Genomic DNA, 21,917 nt, shown 5'->3' with positions numbered 1-21,917 from the left:
TATGAGTAAAGAAATTGTGATGCCAAAATTAGGAATGACGATGACAGAAGGAACTATTGAGGTTTGGGATAAGCAAGTCGGAGAAACAGTCAAAAAAGGAGAAACGGTTTGTACAATCAGTTCAGAAAAATTAACACAAGACGTAGAATCTCCAGGTGATGGTGTCGTTTTAAAAATTTTGGTTGACGAAGGTTCTCTGGCTAAGGTCGGAGAAGTCCTTGCGTTAGTTGGAGAAGAAGAAACAGAGAAAACGCAACAAGTAAGTAGTGAAATGGAAGTTCCGGTCGAGGCAGTAGTGAATCAATCAGCAGAAGAAGGCGTGTCTGAAATTGATCAAGCCGCATCTGCAGGAATAAAGTCCGATACTTTTGAGATTACAGACACTCCCGATAAATCACGTCAAGGAGTTCCTTCCGGAAGTGCGTCAAAAGAAATCGGACGTCTTTTCATTACACCTTTGGCTAAAAAGATGGCAAAAGAAAAAGGCCTAGATATTAGTCAAATTCATGGAACTGGCGGTAACGGACGAATCACTAAATATGATGTGTTAACAGCTGTACAAGCTCAAGCTGCTCTTGTTCCATCAGGCCAAAAGATTGCTCCACAAACGCAAGAAACAGTAGGTGAAGGACTTAGCGGCATGCGTAAAGTCATTGCCCAAAATATGCGTCGTAGCCTTTCTCAAACTGCCCAGTTGACTCTGCACCGCAAAGTAGATGTAGAAAAATTGATGGAATTCCGGAGTGTGTTGAAAAAAGAGTTGGCTGACTCAGGCTCGTATACAAAGATAACAATTACCGCGCTTTTAGCTAAAGCTGTGGCTCAAGCATTGAAAGAAGACCACCGATTAAATACGCGTTATGACGGCCAACAATTAGAGCAACCGAAGGAAGTCCATTTAGGTATTGCTACCGCATTGGATGAAGGATTGGTTGTTCCGGTTATTCAAAATGCCGATACGAAATCCATAGGAAAGATTGCGGATGAAATCAAAGACTTAAGTGAACGAGGACGTCAAGGCACTCTTTCAGCAGATGAAATGCATGGTAGTACGTTTAGTATTACCAATATGGGAGGCGGCGGAGTAGAGTACTTCACGCCAATATTGAACAACCCAGAAGTAGCAATACTGGGTGTCGGAGCTCTTCAAAAGGAATTGAAACTGGATGAAGAGGGTAACGTTAAAGAACATTCTATGATCCCGCTTAGTTTATCATTCGATCATCAAATTATTGATGGTTCTGTAGCAGGTGAATTCCTCATCACACTAGCACGATATATAGAACACCCTTACTTGCTAGTTTTGTAAGTTTGCTTGTGTAAATTAGAGGAGACTGGCTCATTATAAAATGAACCTAATAATTAGCGATCCCCAAAAGTTAGAGTAAAATCTAACCTTTGGAGGTCGCTTTTTCATGGCAAAATATAGTAAAGAATTTAATTGACCTATATTCAGTCAATAGATACCTGAATAATTAACACCTTTTTCAAAAAATTATATTTTTGCCACTAGTTTTACTTTAATTTTTGGCCTTCTGTTTTGAGTTGACCGAACAAAGGCTTGTTTGGCATACTCAAACAGAAAAATGATTTTGAGTTGACCGAACAAAGGCTTGTTGCGGATACTCAAACGGAAAAATGATTTTGAGTTGACCGAACAAAGGCTTGTTTGGCATACTCAAACAGAAAAATGGTATTGAGTTGATCGAACAAAGCCTTGTTGCACTAGCTCAAACAGAAAACGGTTCTGAGATGATCGAACAAAGGCTTATTGCATATACTCAAGCAGAAAAAGATACTAAAATATGAAAGGGTATTCTAATGTTTTGTGAATATTTTAACATTGCTATTTACTTTAATAAAATTCAATCATATAATTAGAAATGAAAACTGTTCTGAATTAAAAAGCTTGATTCGCTTTAGCTAGTTCTAGATATTGTGTATAAGTAAAATAGTGAAAGAATAGGATTGAACGAATAAAAAAATAAATAGAATAAATGGAGTGAAAAAAATGAATACATTAAAAATGGCAAAATATATAGGACTTGTTACGGTTTCAAGCTTGTTGCTAGGTGCGTGTGGACAAGAGAATGCTGCAGAAGAGCAGGCAAATGTGGATGGAAAGGCAACTGAACAGGTAGCGGAAACAACTTTTCCATTAACACTGGATAACTATACTGTATCGTCAGAAGGCGCAGTATTTTCTAAAAAAGAAATCACTTACGAATCTAGTCCAAAATCGATTGTTGCTAATAATCAGGGGACAGCGGAGTTGCTTCTTCAAATTGGCTTAGCTGAGGATATCGTTGGTGTAGCTGCATTATACGGTGAGGGTGACGAAACAGTAGCTGAGGATTTCGCTAGCATACCTGTTTTGGCAGAAGGATATGTTGGGAAAGAATTGGTCGTAGGTGCTAATCCGGACATCGTTGTGGGACGAGGTCAGTTGTTTGCAAGTACCGAGTGGGGAACGGGGACGGTTGAAGAATTGAACGAGGTGGATATTCAGACTTATGTTCAAGCGACATCAACAGCCGACGCAACTTTTGATGATTTATACACAGATATTGCTAATTTAGGGAAATTATTTACAGTTGAAGAGAATGCACAACAATTTTCAACGGATGTGAAAACACGGATGGATGCGATAGTCGCAGGTATTCCTGCTAACCAGGAAGCACTTGAATATGCTTACTTATTTGGAGCAGAAGGTACTAACGTAGAAATATATAGTGGTGCAGCAGACACTTACTTAAATGATGCTTTAAGTTATATGGACTTGAATAATACATTTGCAGATGCAACGGGAGAAATCAGTGCTGAAGCCTTATTGGAAGCTGATCCAGACGTGTTGTTTTTGGTTAACTACACTGGTGGACGCGATCCCAAAGAAAGTTTAGCTGATTTGAAAGCAAATGACGCGTTGTCAAGTCTAACTGCTATCAAGGAAGACCGGATTTATACTATCGATTACAATCAGTTCTGGAGTTACGGTTACCAAATCTTAACCGGTATGGAACAACTCAGTGCCGAATTGTATGGCGAAAATTAATTTATAGCTAGGAAGGAATAAAATGATGAACCGCATCAACAAACAAAGACGATTATTTTATATAAGTTTGCTTCTATTTATCGTATTGATTGTTTTTTCAGTTGGGATCGGTGTCGCAGTCGGACAGGTCGCGGTACCTCTAAAAGAATCTTTTCAGATACTGCTTAAAAACTTGTCAGGTGGGATAGTTGATAATTTAGCTGGCGTTTCTTCTAGCGCTCATGAGAATATCATCTGGCAGATTCGTTTTCCAAGAGTACTCTTAGCGATGCTCACAGGTATGGGTTTATCATTAGCCGGTGCGGTCATGCAGACAACAGTCCAGAATCCACTCGCAGATCCTTATATCTTAGGTATTTCGTCGGGTGCATCTCTAGGTGCGACTTTTGCTATCATGATTGGCTTTGGCGGGACCAGTATATTGGCTCAGCTTGGTTTATCTTTTTGGGCATTCTTAGGCGCTGTGACAGCTGCGCTTCTGGTCTTACTTTTATCGAATGTGAATGGCCAAATGAATTCTATCAAACTGATTTTATCCGGAATGGTATTAAATGCCCTTTTTACAGCATTTTCTAATTTTATCATTTATATAGCCAATGATGCAGAGGGTATTCGTTCAGTAACTTTTTGGATGATGGGAAGTTTAGCAGGAGCAAGCTGGTCTAAGCTTCCTTTGATAGCTGCGGTTGTCCTGATTTGTTTTTTATTCTTCTTAACACAAGAACGTATTTTAAATATCATGCTGCTGGGCGATGAAGCAGCGATTACGCTTGGGGTGAATTTGAGGTTTTACCGTAAATTGTATCTCGTTATCACGTCGATTTTAACCGGTATTATTGTTGCAAATAGTGGAATGATTGGATTCGTGGGTTTGATTATTCCACATATCGTCCGTGGGATAGTCGGATCAAATCATCGTTACTTTTTACCATTGTCTGTTTTTTCGGGATCCTTATTCATGGTGTGGTCCGATATCTTATCTCGTATTATCCTGCCAACGGTTGAATTGCCTATCGGTATTTTGACATCTTTGATCGGCGCACCACTGTTCATTTATATTTTTATCAAAAAAGGCTACGAGTTTGGAGGGTAAGCATGAAGTTAACGATCGATAACGTATCAGTATCTATTGCCTCCCAGAAAATTATAGAAAGTGTCTCCTTGAACGTTAGTAAGAATCAATTTGTGGGTTTGATCGGACCAAATGGCTGTGGGAAATCGACTTTATTGAAAAGTGTTACTAAAATATTTGAACCTAATAGGGGAGTCATTACGCTGGGTAACGAGAATGTTCAGGAACTTTCAAATAAACAACTCGCAAAAAAATTAGGTGTGGTGGGACAGTTCCACCAAGTCAATTTTGATTTTTCCATCCGTGACATGTTATTGCTCGGACGGTCACCCTATAAAGGTTTGATGGAGAGAGAAAACGCTCTGGATTATGAAATTGTTGAGAAGGTCCTTATCCAACTGGAATTGGAAAAAATCGCTGACAGGAGTTTCTTATCACTGTCAGGTGGCGAAAAACAGCGGGTCATATTAGGCAGAACTTTAGTCCAACAGCCTAAATTTCTAGTTTTAGATGAGCCCACCAATCATTTGGATATCAAATATCAATTGAGTATTTTGAAAACAGTCAGTTCCCTATCGATTGGTGTATTAGCTGCTTTACATGATTTGAATTTGGCTGCACGTTTTACGGATTACTTGTACGCTATGAAAGATGGACAGATCATTAAAGAAGGAAGACCTGAAGAAGTTTTAACACAAGCGGTCATTAAAGATCTGTATGAAGTCGATTGTCGCACATATATTAATCCTATTTCAGGTAAACAGACTATTGAATTTCTATGAAACTAAGAAAAGTGATTAAGTTACAACAGATAGCGAATTTAATTAAATGCTTATAGTAATCAAATTGTTCTTGAGTACTATAAGCATTACTCTATTTGACTCATACGGTAAGTAAAGAGTACTTATGCACTATAAGCATTACTCAATTTGACTCATACGGTAAGTAAAGAGTACTTATGCACTATAAGCATTACTTTGTTTGATTCATACGGTACTTATTGTGTTCTTGTGGGTATAAAATGCTCAACATTGAGAAACTCAAGTAAGTCTTCACCGTTCTATTTAATCGCCCTAAACTAATTCTTTCAAATCTTGCAATGCGCGATAAGGAGGTAGGAGTAAATTTTTGGGAAGATTACAATTTCGACTTTGATAGGCCATGGTGAAACAGAAAAATTGAATCAGACGATGCTGACGTTTATTCAAGATAAAAATCAAAGATAAAAAGCTGGGAACTGAAAAAATTCTAGCTTTTTTGTCATTCAATGCAGGATTAGATTTTTCTATTATACGCTTTATGTTTAAACAGATAAGAATTTTTTAATTGTTTGTAGAATGAATTTTGTAAGAAAGTAAGAGGAATAATGATAAGTACGGTCTAATTATGAAATTCAGCATATTGATATTAGCTAGGCTAATACCATGTATGAAAAATGATAATTTGTTTCAACACAGAAGTACGAATATACTAAACATGAAAAGGAAACGCTTTATAAGCGCTGAGTAAAACTGTTTTATTACTGATTTGATAAGGATTTTAAAGTTGATAAGTCTTCTGTTTTTGTCAGAAAAGGGGGATAAGAATGTATAAAGCAATTATATATGAAGAAAAAGAAAATATTGCGTATATTACTTTTAATAGACCTGAGGTGGGAAATGCTTTCTCAGAAGATTCATTTCGAGAAATTCCAGCAGCTTTAACGAAGGCATCAGAAGATGCTTCTATCCGTGCAGTAGTTTTGACAGGAAAAGGAAAGTTATTTTGTGGCGGTGGAGACGTCAACCAATTTAAAGAAGTTATTGAAAGAGATGATGGGGGGATCCCAGAACAGTTGGTCGAAGCTACTGGAGCAATGAGTCGCGCTATCCGAAACTGCAGCAAACCGGTTATTGCTGCTATTAATGGAGCGGCAGCTGGTGCGGGTGTCGGGGTTGCATTGGCAGCTGATTTTCGTATCATGGAGAAACGCAGCTCTCTTGTTACAGCTTTTGTAGGAATGGGATTACCAGGAGACACAAGTGTGCTCTATTTCTTACAAAAGATGGTAGGGACCGCAATAGCTACCGAATTATTGATGCTTTCTAAGCCAATCAAAGGTGAGCGTGCCTCTGAGTTAGGTTTGGTAAATCAAGTCGTTGAAGATGGTACATTAGAGGAAGAGACATGGGCATTTGCCAAAAAAGTAGCTTCTTTACCAACTCAAACGATTTCCTATCAAAAAGAACTGTTCAATGAGTTTTTTTATAATGATTTAGAGAAATTCAATCAGAGAGAGGCACAACTAATGCATCTGGCTTCTTTAACAGATGATCATAAAGAGGCTGTTACGGCCTTTCTTGAAAAAAGAGCTCCTCAATTTAAAGGTCACTGAATAGGGTCTCACGAAAAAAAGTAATTACTAGCTTAATGAAACATAGTCGCATCAGTTTAAAAGAAGCTGCATTCCAAATACAAGGGATGCAGCTTCTTTGTTGTAACTTCAATTTAAAAAGGCGTTTGATAGTGGAGGTGAAATATATGATTATAAAGGGTTAGTTTGATACAATTGAATCAATTAAACAGATAGTTCTAAAGAAGCTGAACTTTAAAGTGAAATGAAAAAAGCAATCAGCTGATTAAAAAGTTCGAGATGAATACTGCGATTGGGATTTAGAATAGGTCGTTTTCATTTATACCGGTTATGTAGAATGAAATATTTTATAAAGGAGGGTATTGTTCATGATCAAAGTTGAAAATCTTGGGAAAACATTCAAAGAAAAAGTAGCTGTAGAAGATATGAATATGTATTTAGATGAAGGAGAATCGGTTGGATTGTTGGGACCAAATGGGGCCGGGAAATCAACAGCCATCTCTATGATTTCAACCTTACTTCCGCCAACAAAAGGAACCGTTATGTTTAACGGAAAAGATGTTTCTAAGCACCCCAAAGAATTGCGTACAGTTTTAGGCGTTGTTCCCCAAGAAATTGCATTGTACGAGGAATTATCAGCGTACGAAAACATGAGATTTTTTGGAAAGATTTACGGGTTAACGGGAAGAGAATTAGAAGCTAAAATCCAAGAAAAATTAGAGATGGTTGGATTAAAAGAAAGACAAAAAGAGACAGTAAACACGTATTCTGGAGGAATGAAGCGTAGAATCAACATCGCTGTCGCTTTGATCCATGATCCTAAAATTTTGATCATGGATGAGCCGACTGTTGGAATTGACCCACAATCTAGGAATTATATTTTGGGTATGGTGAGAAAATTAAACCGTGAGAAAGGCATAACAGTCCTCTACACTAGCCACTATATGGAAGAGGTTGAAAAGTTATGTGACCGTGTTTATATCATGGATCATGGCCAAGTGATCGCTTCTGGAACAAAAGAAGAATTAAAAAATATTTTATCTAATGAAGAAACGATAACGATTCAAGTAGAGGAAGCAAAAAAAGAATTTTCAAGTTTATTGTCTGCTTTAAAAGGAATCAATCATGTAGCGGAAGATGAAAATAGATACGACTTGATCGTATCCAAAGGAGAGCAATTATTGGGAGAGATTTTTGACTGTGCACGACAGACAAAAGTGAGGATCTTAGGCATCCATGTACAAACGCCAACTTTAGAAGATGTTTTTTTACACTTAACTGGTCGTAAATTAAGAGATTAGGAGGGGAGTGAAATCATGTTTAATTTTGTAAAAAAAGACTTTTTGTCCCTTTCAAAAAGTAAAAGTGACCTTCTTGAACTCCTCTTTATGCCTTTTATTCTAATTGCGATTCTAGGATTTTCTTTAGGAAACATTATGATGGGGGGAACTTCAAATAATACCTTCAATGTAGGGATCGTCAATGAACAAAATCTTGAAAGAGATCTGGGTCGTTTAGAGAATGAGTTAGTTGAACAAGGAATGCCAGCAGAGATAGTTGCAGAAATGGCAGCTGGTGCCCAAGAAAGTGATCCTGCTGCCATGTTATACGAGCTGCTTGAAGATGAAAGTTTTGCAGATATTATGATCGTGGAGGAGTTTGATAATCTAAGTTCCGCAACTCAAGCAATGAATGAAGATGAAATTGCCGGGTTCATAACAATTCCGGAAAATTTCAGCTATCATGTATGGCAGTCTATCTATCAGGAAGAAGATACGTCAAGTGCTCTAAATATAACCGTAAATGAAGCTGAAAATATGGCCTCGATTATTATTGAGAGTGTGGTCACAACGTTTGTTGCGCAATATAATTTGGAGACATCTATTGCTTTAGCGACTAACGGACAAGCTGAGGCAGAAAATCAAACAATACAACAGGGTGAAAAAGTACAACTTTCGGTCGAAGAGCCGGTAAGTGCGTTCCAATATTATACGATTGGAATGGGAGTCATGTTTGCACTCTCAACAGCCCCAATCATAGCAACTCGTGCTTTCAAAGAAAAAGAGCAACATGTTTTTGGGCGCATCATGCTGTCTGGTACAAAACCGTTGACGTATTTAAGCAGTAAAATGATTTCTGGAACCTTGATTACATTTGTACAATTAGCTATCCTTTTCGCATTATCTACGTTGATTTTTGGGACATTCAAAGGGAGAGATAGTGATTTTTGGATAAATGTAGTGTACACGACAGGTTTATACTCAATATTAGTTGGAAGTCTAACGAGCATACTCACTTCTATTTCTTTGTATGCAAATGATAACAGAACAGTTGGATTTTTCGGATCTTTTGTCAGTGTATTTGCCTTTTTAGGTGGTAGTTACATCCCTGTAGAACAATTTTCAGAATATTTAAAACAAATTGGGAATTGGACTCCAAATGGAGCAACGATGACTTCTTATTTGCAATTGCTGCAAGGATTTGATTTTCAAGAAGTGCTTCCTTTGATGATGAGAGTGATTGGGATGACGGTCATTTCATTACTTATGGCAGTCATCATATTTCCAAAAAGGAGGTTAGATTAAATGGGTAATGTATTTATACTCCAATGGAAAAGATTGATGAAGCATCCTCTGGTCGTCGTAATGTTTTTAGGATTAACCATTTTATTTGTTTATTTTATGGGTGGAAGTCAAGGGAGTTCGTCTATAAATGTACAAGTATACAGTGAAAGTTTAACGAAAGAAGAATTAAATATTTGGATAGATCGCTTAAATAAAGATGATTCGATTATTTTTGAAGCAACTGATTATGAAACCGTAGAAGAAGAAATACGAATGAATGAGATTGGCTATGCGATGGAAATAGGAGCAGAAACCTATCAATTTTTAGTTGGTAGAGAAGATGAGCGCTTACCGGTAGTAGACCAACACGTCAACCAGATTTTTAGGGAGCAGGTCCGTCTAGAAACGGTTAGAGCGGATTTTCCAGATAGCGAAATTGAAGTACGGGAATTTTTAACGGTTGAAGGAATGACACAACCTGAGGATTCAGGGACCCTGAATCGGTATCAATTGAGTATTTTAACTGGAATGACTTTTTACTTTGCGATGTTTACTATTTTGTACCTACAAATAAACGTAGTAGAAGAGAAGAAAAAGGGAACTTGGAATCGATTGATCTTTTCTCCACTTTCGAAGACTCAGATTTATCTAGGTTTGCTTTCGCATTATTTTTTAGTAGGATTAGTGCAGATAGCGATCGCCTTTTTCATTTTAACTAATCTATTAGATCTTGATTTAGGGACAAACTATGTATCGATGGCAGCTGTTACTTTGGCATTTATTTTTACCATCGTTTCTTTAGGTATGCTTATATCAGCTTTAGTACCTTCGCCGCAATCGCTACAAGTCGTTATTCCGATCGTCGCTACGTCGATGGCGATGTTAGGTGGAGCCTTCTGGCCTTTAGATATAGTTGATAACCGATTCTTACTTTTCATAGCTGAGTTTATTCCTATTAAACACGGTTTAAATGGGATGGTAGACGCTATCTATTCAGGACTTCCACTTAGCCAATTGCTGCAACCTATTGGGATTCTACTCCTTATGGGGATCTTATTCATAGGAATTGGCATCAACTTGATGGAGCGCGTATCAAATGTATAGATGCTAAATAATTGTAAATATTAGTAAGAAAAGCTGTTCTGGAATGAACAGCTTTTTTTGTCTGTTTTTTTTAAAACATTAAAATAAATGATTTAACAATTTTCTTATTAAACAGAAAAATCTATTTTAAGAACAAATTGAAAATAGATGCGCTTTATTGTCGATGCTAAATAAGTTCTTTAGCTAATGCTCGTGTATAAGTTCATCTTATTAACCTGTTTAATTTTACTTGGTGGTTTCTTATAGTGAAACCCTATAATATATATAATTGAAAGCGCTTTATAAAGTGTGATCATATTAATTAAGGTTATAGGAGGAAGGTATATGAAACGAGAAAAAAATCGTTGGCTAATTTTGATTGCTGCTATTGTAACAAATCTGGCTTTAGGCGCTGGGTATGCATGGTCAGTTTTTCAAACAGCATTATTGGAGGTCAATACAGATTGGACATTAAGCGAAACGTCTTTAGCGTTTAGTATTTCGTTTGCAATGGTACCATTAGGAATGATCATTTGTGGACCAATCGTAGATAAACACGGCGGGAAGAAAGTGGTTCTTGCAGCGGGTCTCTTATTCGGTTTAGGGATGTTCTTGACCGGTTTTGCAAATAGCATCATTATGCTGTACTTAACTTATGGACTGATATTAGGACTGGGTATTGGTGCTGGATATGGAACAGCAACAGCGTTGACCGTAAAATGGTTTCCAGATAAAAAAGGACTAGCTGGTGGTTTAACAGCAGCAGGATTTGGTTCAGGGGCGATCCTTTTAGCACCAATCGCTACTAGTATGATTGAGAGTGTAGGTGTAAATAACACATTCAAGATCCTAGGTGGAATATTACTCGTGGTGATTTGTTCGGCATCTTTCATGATGGAAAATCCTCCTGCACAAGAAAAAGTAGTTGGAACAGGTTCAGAAAAAGACAAAAATTATAAAGAAATGCTTCATGAATCTAACTTTTGGATTTTATGGGCAGTGTACACATTTGCAGCAACAAGTGGGTTGATGGTGATTGGTCATGCGGCTAATTTAGCTTCATACTACTCATTAGGAGCTGGAACAGTTATCGTAATGGTGGTAGGTTTAGCAAATACGTTAGGAAGAATTTTCTGGGGATCGATATCGGATAAACTTGGAAGATACAAAACAATCATGGTAATGTTTGTTGTCTCTGGTAGCGGATTGTTAATGTTGAACTTTGCCAATACTTTGGGAGCTGTTGCTGGTATAGTTGGATTGATCTTTATCGCCTTATCATTTGGTGGGTTCCTAGGTTCATTCCCAGGGATCACAGCTGAAAACTGGGGAGCTTCTAAATCAGCTTCTAATTATGGTTGGATGTTCACAGCTTATGGTATCGCATCTATCATAGGGCCCACACTTGCTTCAAGCATCAGAGAATCAAGTGGATCTTATTCAATGGCTTTACTTATCTCAGCTGGGATGGCCGTTATCGGTGCTGGAATGATTTTATGGTACATGAGCAGAGCAAATAAATTGGGCAAGGTTAAACAAAATGTGATCAAAGAAAGTTAATGTCATTCAGTGATGACAATGATCGTATCAGTTAAGAAACTAAAAGGACTAGAGCTGCTCTAATAGAGACAGCTCTAGTCCTTTTAGTTTCTATACTATTTATAGTTTTTTTGAATATTCCTAAATCTTCATTGCTGCGAATTTTTTCAAGCATTGATAAGGATATCCTTGCTTTTTTGGTTAGAAAGTGTAGCTTGAATCTCGTTACTCTGTTATAATTGCGTTCGACGTAGTAAAATACAACGAGACACTATGCCTCTGGTTTTTTCGAAAGCTATAAAAAAACTTTCAAAGCAGCTATAATTTTTAGTGTTGATAGACTTAATCTAATGGCATTACTTACCCAAATTCATGGAGGAATAGGGTTACTTGTAGCTTACAACCATGACAACTTTTTATTTTAGGCTTCAGGTGTTCCCTTGGCTCTCCACAAGCAAACCCGTCCATTCCAGAAGAAATTTTTTTGAAGCATCCACACCATTTGATGTAGAACTCTTTTAAAGAGATTTTATAAACTATTTTTTGAGAGAATCGTATTTCTGTTATACTAATTAAAACAAAAATATAAAGGTAATAGAGAAGAAACAGCTTCTTTTTTGTTTTTTTCTCATTTTTTATACGAAAGGATTGTAAAATGAAAGATAATTTTTGGCAAGAATTGCCGCGACCGTTTTTTGTATTGGCACCTATGGAAGATGTGACAGATGTTGTGTTTCGTCATGTCGTCGCTAAAGCAGCAAAACCTGATGTTTTTTTTACTGAATTTACGAATAGTGAAAGCTATTGCCACCCTGATGGCAAAGAAAGTGTGCGTGGACGTTTGACATTTACCGAAGACGAACAGCCTATGGTCGCTCATATTTGGGGAGATAAACCTAAATTCTTTAAAGAGATGAGTATTGGTGTGGCGGAACTCGGCTATCGTGGGATCGATCTCAATATGGGATGCCCAGCACCTAACGTTTTTAAACATGGCAGAGGTTCAGGCTTGATTCTTCGAACAGAAGTTGCTGCTGAATTGATACAAGCATCTAAAGCAGGAGGTATACCTGTAAGTGTTAAGACTCGATTAGGTCATGCTAGTATAGATGAATATACTGCGTGGCTCACTCACTTATTGAAACAAGATATTGCTAATTTATCTATCCATCTGCGTACGAAAAGAGAAATGAGTAAGGTAGATGCTCACTGGGAACTCATTCCAGAGATAAAGAAATTACGCGATGAAATTGCCCCACAAACGTTAATAACGATTAACGGAGACATTCCTGATTACAAAACTGGTATGGAGCTGGCTGAAAAGTATGGCATTGACGGAGTGATGATTGGACGAGGTATCTTTCATAATCCATTTGCTTTTGAAAAAGAGCCAAAAGAACACGGTCCAAAAGAATTATTAAATCTTTTTAAGCACCACTTAGATTTATTTGATCAATTTTCAGAAAAAGGGACCAGTGCCTTTAAGCCACTTCGTCGTTTCTTTAAAATTTATATTCGCGAATTTAAAGGAGCGAGCAGTTTAAGGGTTCAATTGATGGATACGAAGACAACAGATGAAGTTCGTGCATTATTAGCTGAGTTTGAAGGGAAGCACCTTTTAGAAGAGAAAAGCAGTTTATAAGTAAAGAAAAAGCCTAAGAAATCGTATTGATTTCTTAGGCTTTTTTCTATGAAATTTAGTGAAATAAATTTTTTGAAAGTGGTCATCAATTTGAATGCTGCCATCTTCTAAGGGCACAATATTCAGCTCTTATTGAGTACCTATAAAAATGAAACAAAACAGCTCTTTAAAGTGTTATTATTGAAGTAATTAGTTGGTCGAAATCACTTGAATTATGAAAGTGTACATACTATGATGACTAATGAAGAATGAACTTATATTCGAATAGATCAAACGGCTAGACTATACAAATAAATTTGAAAGATTTTTTAGATTCTTTGCTTGTAAAAAACTCAATAAAGTCATTAGCTGTAGTTAAGAAAATTTTAAAAAAATGAAGTATTGACGCAAGGTTAGTTGGCTGAGAGAGTTGAACCTTCCAGTCTGTAATTGCTCGAATAGAAAAGGGGCTTAATTATGAAAAAAGATTTCGTAGTTATTGGGTTAGCAAGATTTGGTAGTAGTGTTTGTAAAGAATTGTATCGTTTGGGCCATCAAGTTTTGGCAATAGATACAAATGAGGCAAAAGTGAATGCCGTTTTAGATCATAGCACAAAGGCTGTAATAGCAGATGCTTCCCGTGAAGATGTTCTTAAGTCTTTAGGTGTTGGAAACTTTGATTACGCTATAGTTGCCATTGGAGATAATATGCAGTCTAGCATACTATGTACCCTATTGTTAAAAGAAATGGGTATAAAAAATGTTTGGGTAAAGGCTCAAGATTCTAACCACGCAAAAGTCCTTACTAAAATCGGTGCGGATAGGATCATTCAGCCAGAATACGATATGGGGATCAGAGTTGCTAATCAATTGGAATCTGGAAAACTACAAGAATATATTGAGCTATCTGAGGATTATAGCATCTCAGAACTATATATAACAAAAAAATTAGCTAATAAGACGCTCAATGATACAGATATCAGATCAAAGTACGGTTGCACTATTTTAGCTGTAAAGAATGGGAAAAAGGTGAATATCTCTCCTTCACCTGATGACAAACTATACGAAGGCGATATGATCGTTGTCATTGGAAACAACGAAGATATAAAACGTTTTGAAGAGAAAGGGCTGTAAATAAATGAACAAGGTCAATCTGAAAAAATATTTAAAACGATCTACTAGGCGCTTTAGTCCACCTATGACAGTCGTTTTCAGTTTCTTTACGCTTATTTTAATTGGTACAGCATTATTAAAATTACCCTTTGCGACGACACAAACCATTTCTTGGTTAGATACGTTATTTACAGCCACCTCTGCTGTTACGGTAACAGGATTGATCGTAGTCGATACGGGGACAGCCTTTACTCTATTCGGACAAACGATCATTATGATCCTCATGCAACTTGGAGGATTAGGATTAATGACCGCTGCCGTCTTTATCTTTTTCATATTCAAACGAAGAATTGGCATGCAACAAAGAGATCTCGTTAAAGAATCTTTAAATCAAGGCTCTTCAGGGGGCGTTATCCGCTTGGTTCGTCATGTGCTTTTTTTCTCTTTGAGTATTGAACTGATTGGTTTTACCTTGTTGTCCATTAAATGGATCCCAGAATTTGGAGTTTGGAAAGGTGCCTTTTATAGTTTATTCCATACTGTTGCAGCCTTTAATAATGCTGGGTTTTCTCTGTGGGCTGATAATTTATCCGGCTATGTAGGAGATCCTGTCGTTAACTTAACAATTACAAGCATGTTTGTTTTAGGAGGAATAGGATTTACTGTTCTTTTAGATGTGTGGAATAAGAAAAAATTCAAGTCATTGACCCTACATTCAAAAGTTATGATCGTAGGTACCCTGATCATAAATGCCATTGCAATAATTCTAATTTTTGTGCTAGAATATTCAAATCCTCAAACTTTAGGCAGCTTATCACTTGGAGATAAAGCATGGAGTGCTTATTTTCAAGGTTTAACTCCTAGAACAGCCGGCTTTAATTCGATCGATATCACGGCATTAACAGCACCTTCTATGCTCTTGACGATCCTTCTGATGTTTATTGGGGCAGGGAGTGCGTCAACTGGTAGTGGGATCAAGCTAAGTACTTTTATTATTTTACTTTTAACAACGACTACAAGTCTAAGAGGCGGAGAAGAAGTATCTTTATTTGGGCGAAGGATTAGGAACAGTGCTGTTTTTAGAGCCTTAACGCTTACCACAATAAGCTTTTTATTAGTTTTTGTAGCTATCTTTATCTTAACGATAACTGAAAATGGACCGTTTATCCATATTGTTTTTGAAGTTGTCTCAGCATTTGGAACAGTAGGACTTTCAGCTGGGATAACACCTGAATTATCTATTATAGGTAGGTTTGTGATCATGTTCGTCATGTTCATAGGACGTATTGGACCAATCACGATCATCTCTATATTGATAGCTAGAAAAGGAAGTTCTTTGATACGCTATCCTCAAGAAGATCTATTCATCGGGTAATATTAAGTGTCCTAAAGACAGTCAATGTTCGACCTGTTTAAAAATAGGCAGCATCAAAACTGAAACTAATGGGAGTTTAAGATTTTAGCGTGAATTTAATGGAGATACAATTCTAACCGGTCACTGATGAAGAGAAGAAAGCTTTGCGTTATTTCTAGGAATTAGTTTTATACTGATTTTCTAGAAACTAATGATAAAGCTTTCTTTTTTTTTTCTAAATAATTTTCTAAATAATATAATAGAGAAAATTATTAATAACGATTATTTAGAGGAAACGTTTCCTAGATTAGTGTGTATACTATAGATAGATAGAAAACTTCGACCAAAAATTGTTACCAAAATGGGTCGGAAATAGTTCGTACAATAAAAAAATTGGGTCAAGTACATATATAGAAAGGGGTAATGAGATGAATAAAAGAGTAAGAATGTCATTGGCTATTGGAGCAGCGGTTCTGTTTAGTATGGCATTTGGAGAAGCCGTTTTTGCAGAAAATGAATTAACGGATATCACGATCGAAATTGAACTGCAAGAAGACGGCTCTGGAATCGTCACAGAACATAGAAAGATGAACATGGATGATGGTACTGAATTATATATTGTGTTAAATGATCTGCAGGATTCTAAACTGCAGGATTTTTCGGTTACGGGTTTTCAAAAAATAGATCCATGGGAACCAGATGCTTCCTTAGAGGAAAAGGCTGATCACTATGGCATTGTCGGGACAGATGACGGATTAGAACTCATATGGGGTATTGGTGAATATGGCGAAAATGACTACGAAGTGACGTACGCTTTATCAAACTTAGTGCGCGAATTGGAAGATGGACAAGGCTTACTATGGAATTTTGATACATTTTCTGATATTCCTGCAGAAAAATTGACGGTTAAAATCACTGGATTTGAGCCCTTTACAGAAGAGAATGTCCGTTTCTGGGGTTTTGGATTTGAAGGCGATATCCAATTAGAAGGCAACACGATCGTATGGGAAGCGGAGGAAGTAGTAAACAATAGCAAAGATGTAACGGTATTGCTGCAATTTCCACAAGGCCTTTTCGCTACACAAGCCAATGTTGGTATGACATCGGAAGAACAGCGTGAAATGGCAATGAACGGCTCAGCGTATAATGATGAGGCTACTTCTAATACAGTTCCTATCGTCATCATCTCTCTCATTGCAGTTACTGGTGGAGGAGCCACAGTTTTTGCTATTAAATATTATAAAAAATTGAAACAAGCAAAAGAAGCAGCTGGACAAATGCGAACAGGGAAACAACGAGTCAAAGAGAATAAAACGGTTATATTAGAGGGAATCCCCTATCAAGGAGAAGACTTTGCCGGTATTGCTTATTTGCTGCAAGATATAGACAAAGGCTATTTTGAAGATTACTTCTCAGCTTATTTATTGAGATGGTCGTATGAAAAGCGGATCATTATCCATACTGCCAAGGACAAGTCATTATTTAGCGATGGATTTGATACGGAAATAGAGATCCCTCATTTTGAGGAAGAGCGTGCGCGGTATCCCCAATCATTCACGAAATTTATTGATAAAATCAAGACAAATCATGGGGAGACGTATGAAACTGGATTATGGCTCATGTTATTGGATGCTTCAAACAGTAACGGGTTTATTGAAGATAATAAAATGAAAAAATGGGCAAAAAAACATGCCAAAGAAGTAGGGAAGTTTGCGGATTATTTGATTGATTATTCAAAAGAGTTCTTAGAAAAAGAAAGACTTATTTCATTCAAAGAAATCAAAGTATGGGGAACGAAAAGCGAAGTAGCCATTGCAAGTCCTGAAGGTGATAAATTATTTGATCGTCTGGTTCAATTTGATAATTATTTGGAAGAAATCGATCTAGAAGGTTTTGCGGATAATACTAATCCGTTCACTTTTGAAGAATTTTTGTTCTGGAACACTTTGTACTATAGAAGTGAAGAACTGACAGAAGAGTTCAAGGAAATGATCCCGAATCCGAATAATATCTCTGGAGAAAATCAATTCATTTATTATTACTGGTATTGGAATGGGGTAACAGGATTTAGAAATGACTGGTCTAGTGGATTAGCAAGCGGCGGATTTCACTCAAGTTCTTCATCAGCTGCATCTGGAACAGGCGGTTCAACTTCCTTTGGTGGAGGAGGAGGTGCCGGTGGTGGTGGCGGTGGAGGAGCTCGATAGGTGAGTCTCTTAATAGTTTGATGTGTATTAATTAGTTTTAAATATAAAAAAGACAAAACATCATTTAAAGATGTTTTGTCTTTTTGGCCATCATTTAATTTACAAAAGTTAATAAGGGCATTTTCTACTTGAAAGGCTTCATATTCACTTAATCCAAAAGTCTTTGGAGAGTCTTTTTCCATTCTATTTTTCTTTCTTGTGCTTTGCCATTATTTGCACCACTGGTAGATAAACACTTTATAACAGTATAATCCTCAAAAATAGTTGATTTTATAATTTCTTGATAAGCTTTGTCTCCATTTGCAATAATGAGTTTAATCGATACTACTGAAAGTAATGTCTCAAAATTATTTAATTTCGTTTGTTTAAAGTTACTATCTGAACTCCCAATCTTATCAAAATGACTATAAATATCCCATAAACCAATTTGATTTTGTACTAGCAGATCCAATCGTTTTTCATAGTCGATTGGATCAGTAGTGTTAAGGCACTCAGCAATAATTTTCCAAAATTGATTGCCTTTATTCGCATAGTATTGTTGCAATTCTAACGACTTCACACTTGGAGCACTGCCGAGTATTAAAATTTTAGTGTTTTTATCATAAATTGCTTCTAAACCAATCTTCATAAGTTATACTCCTTAATAGTAAATTTTTTTAGTTTAGACAACCGCTATATGTAAAAAATGAATCAGTATCTTTCAATTGTATAGTAAAAAATTGTGAATTCCTATAGAGTTAATGCTGTTTTAACAGGATTTGTTTATTATGAACTTGCACTTAAAATAGATAGTTTAACTGACACATAAATTCAAATTGGGGTTGGAAAGGGTGGAGCTAGTGTAGGAGATACGTTCTATTATTTAAAAGAAAATTATTTTTTTATTTAAAGAAATTATGCTGTAATTTTATAGGGAATTTTTTTATTAAAGGAAAGTACAGGATATAATTGTAAAAAAAGGAAGGATTCGATTGGAAACTCCGGCAATTAAGTCACAAAATATCACAGAATGTATTTTAGGAGTTAGAAAGATTTTTTTACAGCAAAAAACAGCAGCCCGATTTGATTTGCCGAAAAGTCTGGCAAACGGTTAAATGGGCTGCTGTTTCTAGAGGAATATCGCTTAAGAGAACCGTTAAGTTTTTTTAGTGAATTGCTTTTTGCAGTGAGGGCATTTGATTGTGATTTTTCCTTTTTTTCGCGGGACACGCAATTTTTTATGACAGTTAGGACAAGAATAGTATTTATATACTTTTCGCTCCTGAATTTTTTTAAGTTGTTTTCTCCTTATGCTATCGATCCTTCGTTTGAAGGTTAGAAATTTTTGATTCTCCTGATACCGTGTTGATCGGTTACGAGAAAAGGTTCGATAGTAACCTAGAATGACAGCTATCCATCCAAAGAAACCGCCGATTGGCCAATTTAGTAAATTAAATAAGACAACAATAGCAAGTCCTCCGTAAAGCAAATAGTTTGACAGCTTATCGATGCCATATCTGCCAATCATAAATTTTTGGAATCCAATTTTCAATTTTTTCATTTGATATTGTCGCCTCTTTCTCTGTTTTTCCATAAAAGTACTGACCAATAGTGTAACATGCTGTAAAAAATCGAGCGACCATCTTTAGTCTGATTGTAATAATAAATCTGTTCTTATAATAGAGCGCTTATAAAGCTTTACATTTAGAAAGAAACCGCTTACGATTATTTTGAATAGAGAGCTAATGATATTTAATGAGTAAGTGAAAAAATTAAGAGAATGATCAAAAAATTCGTCTGAGAAGGAGAAAAAACATGAAAAAAATTGGATTCTTATTAGCTGCATTGATCGTAAGCGGGTGTGCAAATGACGTTAGTGAAAATTCTGAGCAAGCCTCATCAGAAATCGTTTATACCAGTGAGGCATCAGTTGAATCGGAAGACCAGCCAAGCGAAGAAAAAAGAGTTTCCTTTATGGGAGTAGGGGATAACCTGATCCATACAGGGATATTTGAAGAAGCACAGTTAGAAGATGGGACCTACGATTTTAAACCTATGTTTGAAAATGTAGCAAACGAAATCGAAGCTGCAGATTTAGCCTTTATTAATCAGGAGACACTGTTGGGCGGGGATGAATTCGGTTTTTCTGGCTATCCAGCGTTTAATACACCTAGCGACATGGCGGGAAATTTAAATGAATTGGGTTTTGATTTAGTCAACGGAGCATCCAATCATTCATTAGATAAAGGCGAAAAAGGTGTTTTGAATACTTTGGAAATATGGAATGAACAGGAGAACATGGTCTTCACAGGAGTATTTGATTCCCAAGAAGAGCGTGATGCTATTCAGGTTATTGAACGTGACGGCGTAACTTTTTCATTTTTAGCCTATACATATGGCACTAATGGAATTGAGCCAGATGTCTCTTACCGATTGAATTATTTTGACGAAGCGTTGATCACTAAAGATATTGAACGAGCAAAGCAAGTTAGTGATTTCGTCATCGTATCTGCACATTGGGGCGAGGAGCACATGCTTGAACCAAATGAATTTCAAAAACAATATGCTCAATTGTTTACAGATCTAGGAGTGGATGTTGTGATTGGGACCCATCCTCACGTGATCCAACCGGTTGAGTGGATGGAAGGGGAAAACGGCAATCAGACATTGGTCGTTTACTCATTGGGTAACTTTCTTTCCGCTATGTCAACTGGAACTGAAAATAATATGTTGGGTGGAATGATTTCATTTGATTTCGTCCTGACCGAAGAAGAAAAAGCTATTGAAAATGTCAAATGGGATGGGGTAGTGATGCATTACAAAGGCAATAATACTGATAGTGTTGATTCAAGAAGAGGCTTCAAAATCTATCCGTTAGCTGATTATACTGAAGAACTGGCTAGTCAGCACACACTTAACAGCTCTCAAGGAAATCAAATTTCTAAAGAGTCTTTACAGCAAACGACCGGAACGATCATTGATGCTGAGTTTTTAAAATAAAACTAACATAATAATTGTGATTGATACCGCCAATCAAGAATTGGAGCAGCAGGAGGAGTGAAAATGAGTGTCGTAGAAGTAAAAGGAATGACTAAACGATTTGGGAAATTTACAGCTTTGAAAAAAATAGATCTATCCATAAATGAAGGTGAAATATATGGCTTTATTGGTCCAAATGGTGCTGGTAAATCCACAACTATCCGTGTGTTGTTAGGGATGTTAAAACCTAATGAAGGACAAGTGACGATTTTTGGCAAAGATGCCTGGAAAGATGCTGTAGAAATTCATAAAAGAATAGCGTATGTTCCGGGTGAGGCTGATCTATGGCCTAATCTAACCGGTGGTGAAGTGATTGATTTATTTTTAACTATGCGTGGTAATGGCAATAAAAATCGGCGTGATGAGCTGATCCAACTGTTTAAACTGGATCCATCGAAAATATGTCGGGCATATTCAAAGGGGAATCGACAAAAAATAGCCTTGATCGCAGCTTTTGCGTCAGATGCTGATCTATATATTCTTGATGAACCAACTGCAGGATTGGACCCGCTAATGGAGCGTATTTTTCAGGAGTGTATTTTAGAAGTGAAACGACAAGGAAAGACCGTCTTATTATCGAGCCATATTCTTTCAGAAGTTGAGAAATTATGCGATCGGGTAGCTATTATTCGCGAAGGTGAATTGATTGAAACAGGGACTCTATCCCAAATGCGCCATTTGATACGCTCAAAATTGATCGTTGAAACGCGGGAGACGCTGACTGGATTGTCCGATTTAAAAGGGGTACATGATGTCATCCATACAAAAGCGGGTTGGGCGTTCCAGGTAGATAATGAAGAAATGGCAAAAATTATTAGTCATATCAGCCAATTCGGCGTTTTAAAGCTTGAAAGTGGTCCGCCAACGCTGGAAGATCTATTTATCCGTCACTACAAAGGAGATAGTGAGAAATTAAGCGCCACAAAGGAAGGTGTCTAATA

General features: G+C 36.8%; 18 protein-coding genes. 16 read left to right on the top strand and 2 right to left on the bottom strand.

Annotated elements, in window-relative coordinates; genetic code table 11:
• Nucleotide 1 precedes the first annotated feature (1 nt).
• The 13 genes from J7E16_RS05260 to J7E16_RS05200 all read left to right on the top strand — a co-directional run bounded on the left by J7E16_RS05260 (nt 2) and on the right by J7E16_RS05200 (nt 17,958).
• Nucleotides 2-1,309, top strand: coding sequence for a dihydrolipoamide acetyltransferase family protein (locus J7E16_RS05260; RefSeq protein ID WP_214889542.1), 1,308 nt, complete (start codon nt 2-4; stop codon nt 1,307-1,309).
• Between the two features lie 702 nt (nt 1,310-2,011).
• Entirely contained in the window at nt 2,012-3,052 is a 1,041-nt protein-coding gene (locus J7E16_RS05255; RefSeq protein WP_214889539.1) for an ABC transporter substrate-binding protein, read from the top strand.
• Between the two features lie 25 nt (nt 3,053-3,077).
• Entirely contained in the window at nt 3,078-4,145 is a 1,068-nt protein-coding gene (locus J7E16_RS05250) for a FecCD family ABC transporter permease (RefSeq protein WP_214889588.1), read from the top strand.
• A 2-nt stretch (nt 4,146-4,147) separates the two neighbouring features.
• Nucleotides 4,148-4,906, top strand: coding sequence for an ABC transporter ATP-binding protein (locus J7E16_RS05245; protein WP_214889537.1), 759 nt, complete (start codon nt 4,148-4,150; stop codon nt 4,904-4,906).
• Nucleotides 4,907-5,709: 803 nt separating this feature from the next.
• A complete protein-coding gene (locus J7E16_RS05240) occupies nt 5,710-6,498 on the top strand; it encodes an enoyl-CoA hydratase/isomerase family protein (RefSeq protein ID WP_214889536.1) in 789 nt (262 codons plus the stop codon).
• 347 nt (nt 6,499-6,845) lie between these two features.
• A complete protein-coding gene (locus J7E16_RS05235) occupies nt 6,846-7,778 on the top strand; it encodes an ABC transporter ATP-binding protein (RefSeq protein WP_214889534.1) in 933 nt (310 codons plus the stop codon).
• 15 nt (nt 7,779-7,793) lie between these two features.
• Nucleotides 7,794-9,062, top strand: coding sequence for an ABC transporter permease (locus tag J7E16_RS05230; protein ID WP_214889532.1), 1,269 nt, complete (start codon nt 7,794-7,796; stop codon nt 9,060-9,062).
• Nucleotides 9,063-10,145 carry an ABC transporter permease gene (locus J7E16_RS05225; RefSeq protein ID WP_214889530.1) on the top strand — a complete coding sequence of 361 codons (1,083 nt, stop codon included), beginning with the start codon at nt 9,063-9,065 and terminating at the stop codon, nt 10,143-10,145.
• Nucleotides 10,146-10,469: 324 nt separating this feature from the next.
• Nucleotides 10,470-11,684, top strand: a complete 1,215-nt coding sequence (locus J7E16_RS05220) for an L-lactate MFS transporter (protein ID WP_214889526.1) — start codon at nt 10,470-10,472, stop codon at nt 11,682-11,684.
• 634 nt (nt 11,685-12,318) lie between these two features.
• The gene (locus J7E16_RS05215; protein ID WP_214889522.1) at nt 12,319-13,305 is read left to right on the top strand and encodes a tRNA dihydrouridine synthase; all 987 of its coding nucleotides are present in this window, start codon (nt 12,319-12,321) and stop codon (nt 13,303-13,305) included.
• A gap of 456 nt (nt 13,306-13,761) precedes the next feature.
• Complete coding sequence (locus J7E16_RS05210) at nt 13,762-14,418, top strand: potassium channel family protein (RefSeq protein ID WP_034547665.1); 657 nt, start codon at nt 13,762-13,764, stop codon at nt 14,416-14,418.
• Nucleotides 14,419-14,482: 64 nt separating this feature from the next.
• Complete coding sequence (locus tag J7E16_RS05205) at nt 14,483-15,772, top strand: TrkH family potassium uptake protein (protein WP_251006081.1); 1,290 nt, start codon at nt 14,483-14,485, stop codon at nt 15,770-15,772.
• Nucleotides 15,773-16,179: 407 nt separating this feature from the next.
• Nucleotides 16,180-17,958 carry a DUF2207 domain-containing protein gene (locus tag J7E16_RS05200; RefSeq protein ID WP_251006080.1) on the top strand — a complete coding sequence of 593 codons (1,779 nt, stop codon included), beginning with the start codon at nt 16,180-16,182 and terminating at the stop codon, nt 17,956-17,958.
• A gap of 148 nt (nt 17,959-18,106) precedes the next feature.
• Here J7E16_RS05200 and J7E16_RS05195 read toward each other — a convergent pair whose 3' ends face one another.
• A complete protein-coding gene (locus tag J7E16_RS05195; protein ID WP_214889517.1) occupies nt 18,107-18,586 on the bottom strand; it encodes a DNA-deoxyinosine glycosylase in 480 nt (159 codons plus the stop codon).
• Between the two features lie 343 nt (nt 18,587-18,929).
• Here J7E16_RS05195 and J7E16_RS11500 point away from each other — a divergent pair, with 343 nt between their 5' ends.
• Nucleotides 18,930-19,052: a hypothetical protein gene (locus J7E16_RS11500; protein ID WP_285439373.1), complete on the top strand. Its 123-nt coding sequence runs from the start codon at nt 18,930-18,932 to the stop codon at nt 19,050-19,052.
• A 41-nt stretch (nt 19,053-19,093) separates the two neighbouring features.
• On the opposite strand, the gene J7E16_RS05190 is transcribed toward J7E16_RS11500, so the two are convergent.
• Nucleotides 19,094-19,498, bottom strand: a complete 405-nt coding sequence (locus tag J7E16_RS05190) for a zinc-ribbon domain-containing protein (protein ID WP_214889512.1) — start codon at nt 19,496-19,498, stop codon at nt 19,094-19,096.
• A 254-nt stretch (nt 19,499-19,752) separates the two neighbouring features.
• Here J7E16_RS05190 and J7E16_RS05185 point away from each other — a divergent pair, with 254 nt between their 5' ends.
• Both J7E16_RS05185 and J7E16_RS05180 read left to right on the top strand, forming a co-directional pair.
• Nucleotides 19,753-20,937 (top strand): CapA family protein, encoded by a 1,185-nt coding sequence (locus J7E16_RS05185; protein ID WP_214889509.1) that lies wholly within the window; start codon nt 19,753-19,755, stop codon nt 20,935-20,937.
• Nucleotides 20,938-21,000: 63 nt separating this feature from the next.
• Nucleotides 21,001-21,915: an ABC transporter ATP-binding protein gene (locus J7E16_RS05180; protein WP_214889507.1), complete on the top strand. Its 915-nt coding sequence runs from the start codon at nt 21,001-21,003 to the stop codon at nt 21,913-21,915.
• Nucleotides 21,916-21,917 lie beyond the last annotated feature (2 nt).

Source organism: Carnobacterium sp. ISL-102 (assembly GCF_018612935.1).
Lineage (GTDB): Bacteria > Bacillota > Bacilli > Lactobacillales > Carnobacteriaceae > Carnobacterium_B > Carnobacterium_B alterfunditum.
This window is presented reverse-complemented; position numbering and strand designations above follow the sequence as displayed.

Bases quoted from the DNA above. Each gene is read 5' to 3' on its own strand.
- J7E16_RS05260 (WP_214889542.1), top strand. From the start codon at position 2: ATGAGTAAAGAAATTGTGATGCCAAAATTAGGAATGACGATGACAGAA.
- J7E16_RS05255 (WP_214889539.1), top strand. From the start codon at position 2,012: ATGAATACATTAAAAATGGCAAAATATATAGGACTTGTTACGGTTTCA.
- J7E16_RS05250 (WP_214889588.1), top strand. From the start codon at position 3,078: ATGAACCGCATCAACAAACAAAGACGATTATTTTATATAAGTTTGCTT.
- J7E16_RS05245 (WP_214889537.1), top strand. From the start codon at position 4,148: ATGAAGTTAACGATCGATAACGTATCAGTATCTATTGCCTCCCAGAAA.
- J7E16_RS05240 (WP_214889536.1), top strand. From the start codon at position 5,710: ATGTATAAAGCAATTATATATGAAGAAAAAGAAAATATTGCGTATATT.
- J7E16_RS05235 (WP_214889534.1), top strand. From the start codon at position 6,846: ATGATCAAAGTTGAAAATCTTGGGAAAACATTCAAAGAAAAAGTAGCT.
- J7E16_RS05230 (WP_214889532.1), top strand. From the start codon at position 7,794: ATGTTTAATTTTGTAAAAAAAGACTTTTTGTCCCTTTCAAAAAGTAAA.
- J7E16_RS05225 (WP_214889530.1), top strand. From the start codon at position 9,063: ATGGGTAATGTATTTATACTCCAATGGAAAAGATTGATGAAGCATCCT.
- J7E16_RS05220 (WP_214889526.1), top strand. From the start codon at position 10,470: ATGAAACGAGAAAAAAATCGTTGGCTAATTTTGATTGCTGCTATTGTA.
- J7E16_RS05215 (WP_214889522.1), top strand. From the start codon at position 12,319: ATGAAAGATAATTTTTGGCAAGAATTGCCGCGACCGTTTTTTGTATTG.
- J7E16_RS05210 (WP_034547665.1), top strand. From the start codon at position 13,762: ATGAAAAAAGATTTCGTAGTTATTGGGTTAGCAAGATTTGGTAGTAGT.
- J7E16_RS05205 (WP_251006081.1), top strand. From the start codon at position 14,483: ATGACAGTCGTTTTCAGTTTCTTTACGCTTATTTTAATTGGTACAGCA.
- J7E16_RS05200 (WP_251006080.1), top strand. From the start codon at position 16,180: ATGAATAAAAGAGTAAGAATGTCATTGGCTATTGGAGCAGCGGTTCTG.
- J7E16_RS05195 (WP_214889517.1), bottom strand. From the start codon at position 18,586: ATGAAGATTGGTTTAGAAGCAATTTATGATAAAAACACTAAAATTTTA.
- J7E16_RS05190 (WP_214889512.1), bottom strand. From the start codon at position 19,498: ATGAAAAAATTGAAAATTGGATTCCAAAAATTTATGATTGGCAGATAT.
- J7E16_RS05185 (WP_214889509.1), top strand. From the start codon at position 19,753: ATGAAAAAAATTGGATTCTTATTAGCTGCATTGATCGTAAGCGGGTGT.
- J7E16_RS05180 (WP_214889507.1), top strand. From the start codon at position 21,001: ATGAGTGTCGTAGAAGTAAAAGGAATGACTAAACGATTTGGGAAATTT.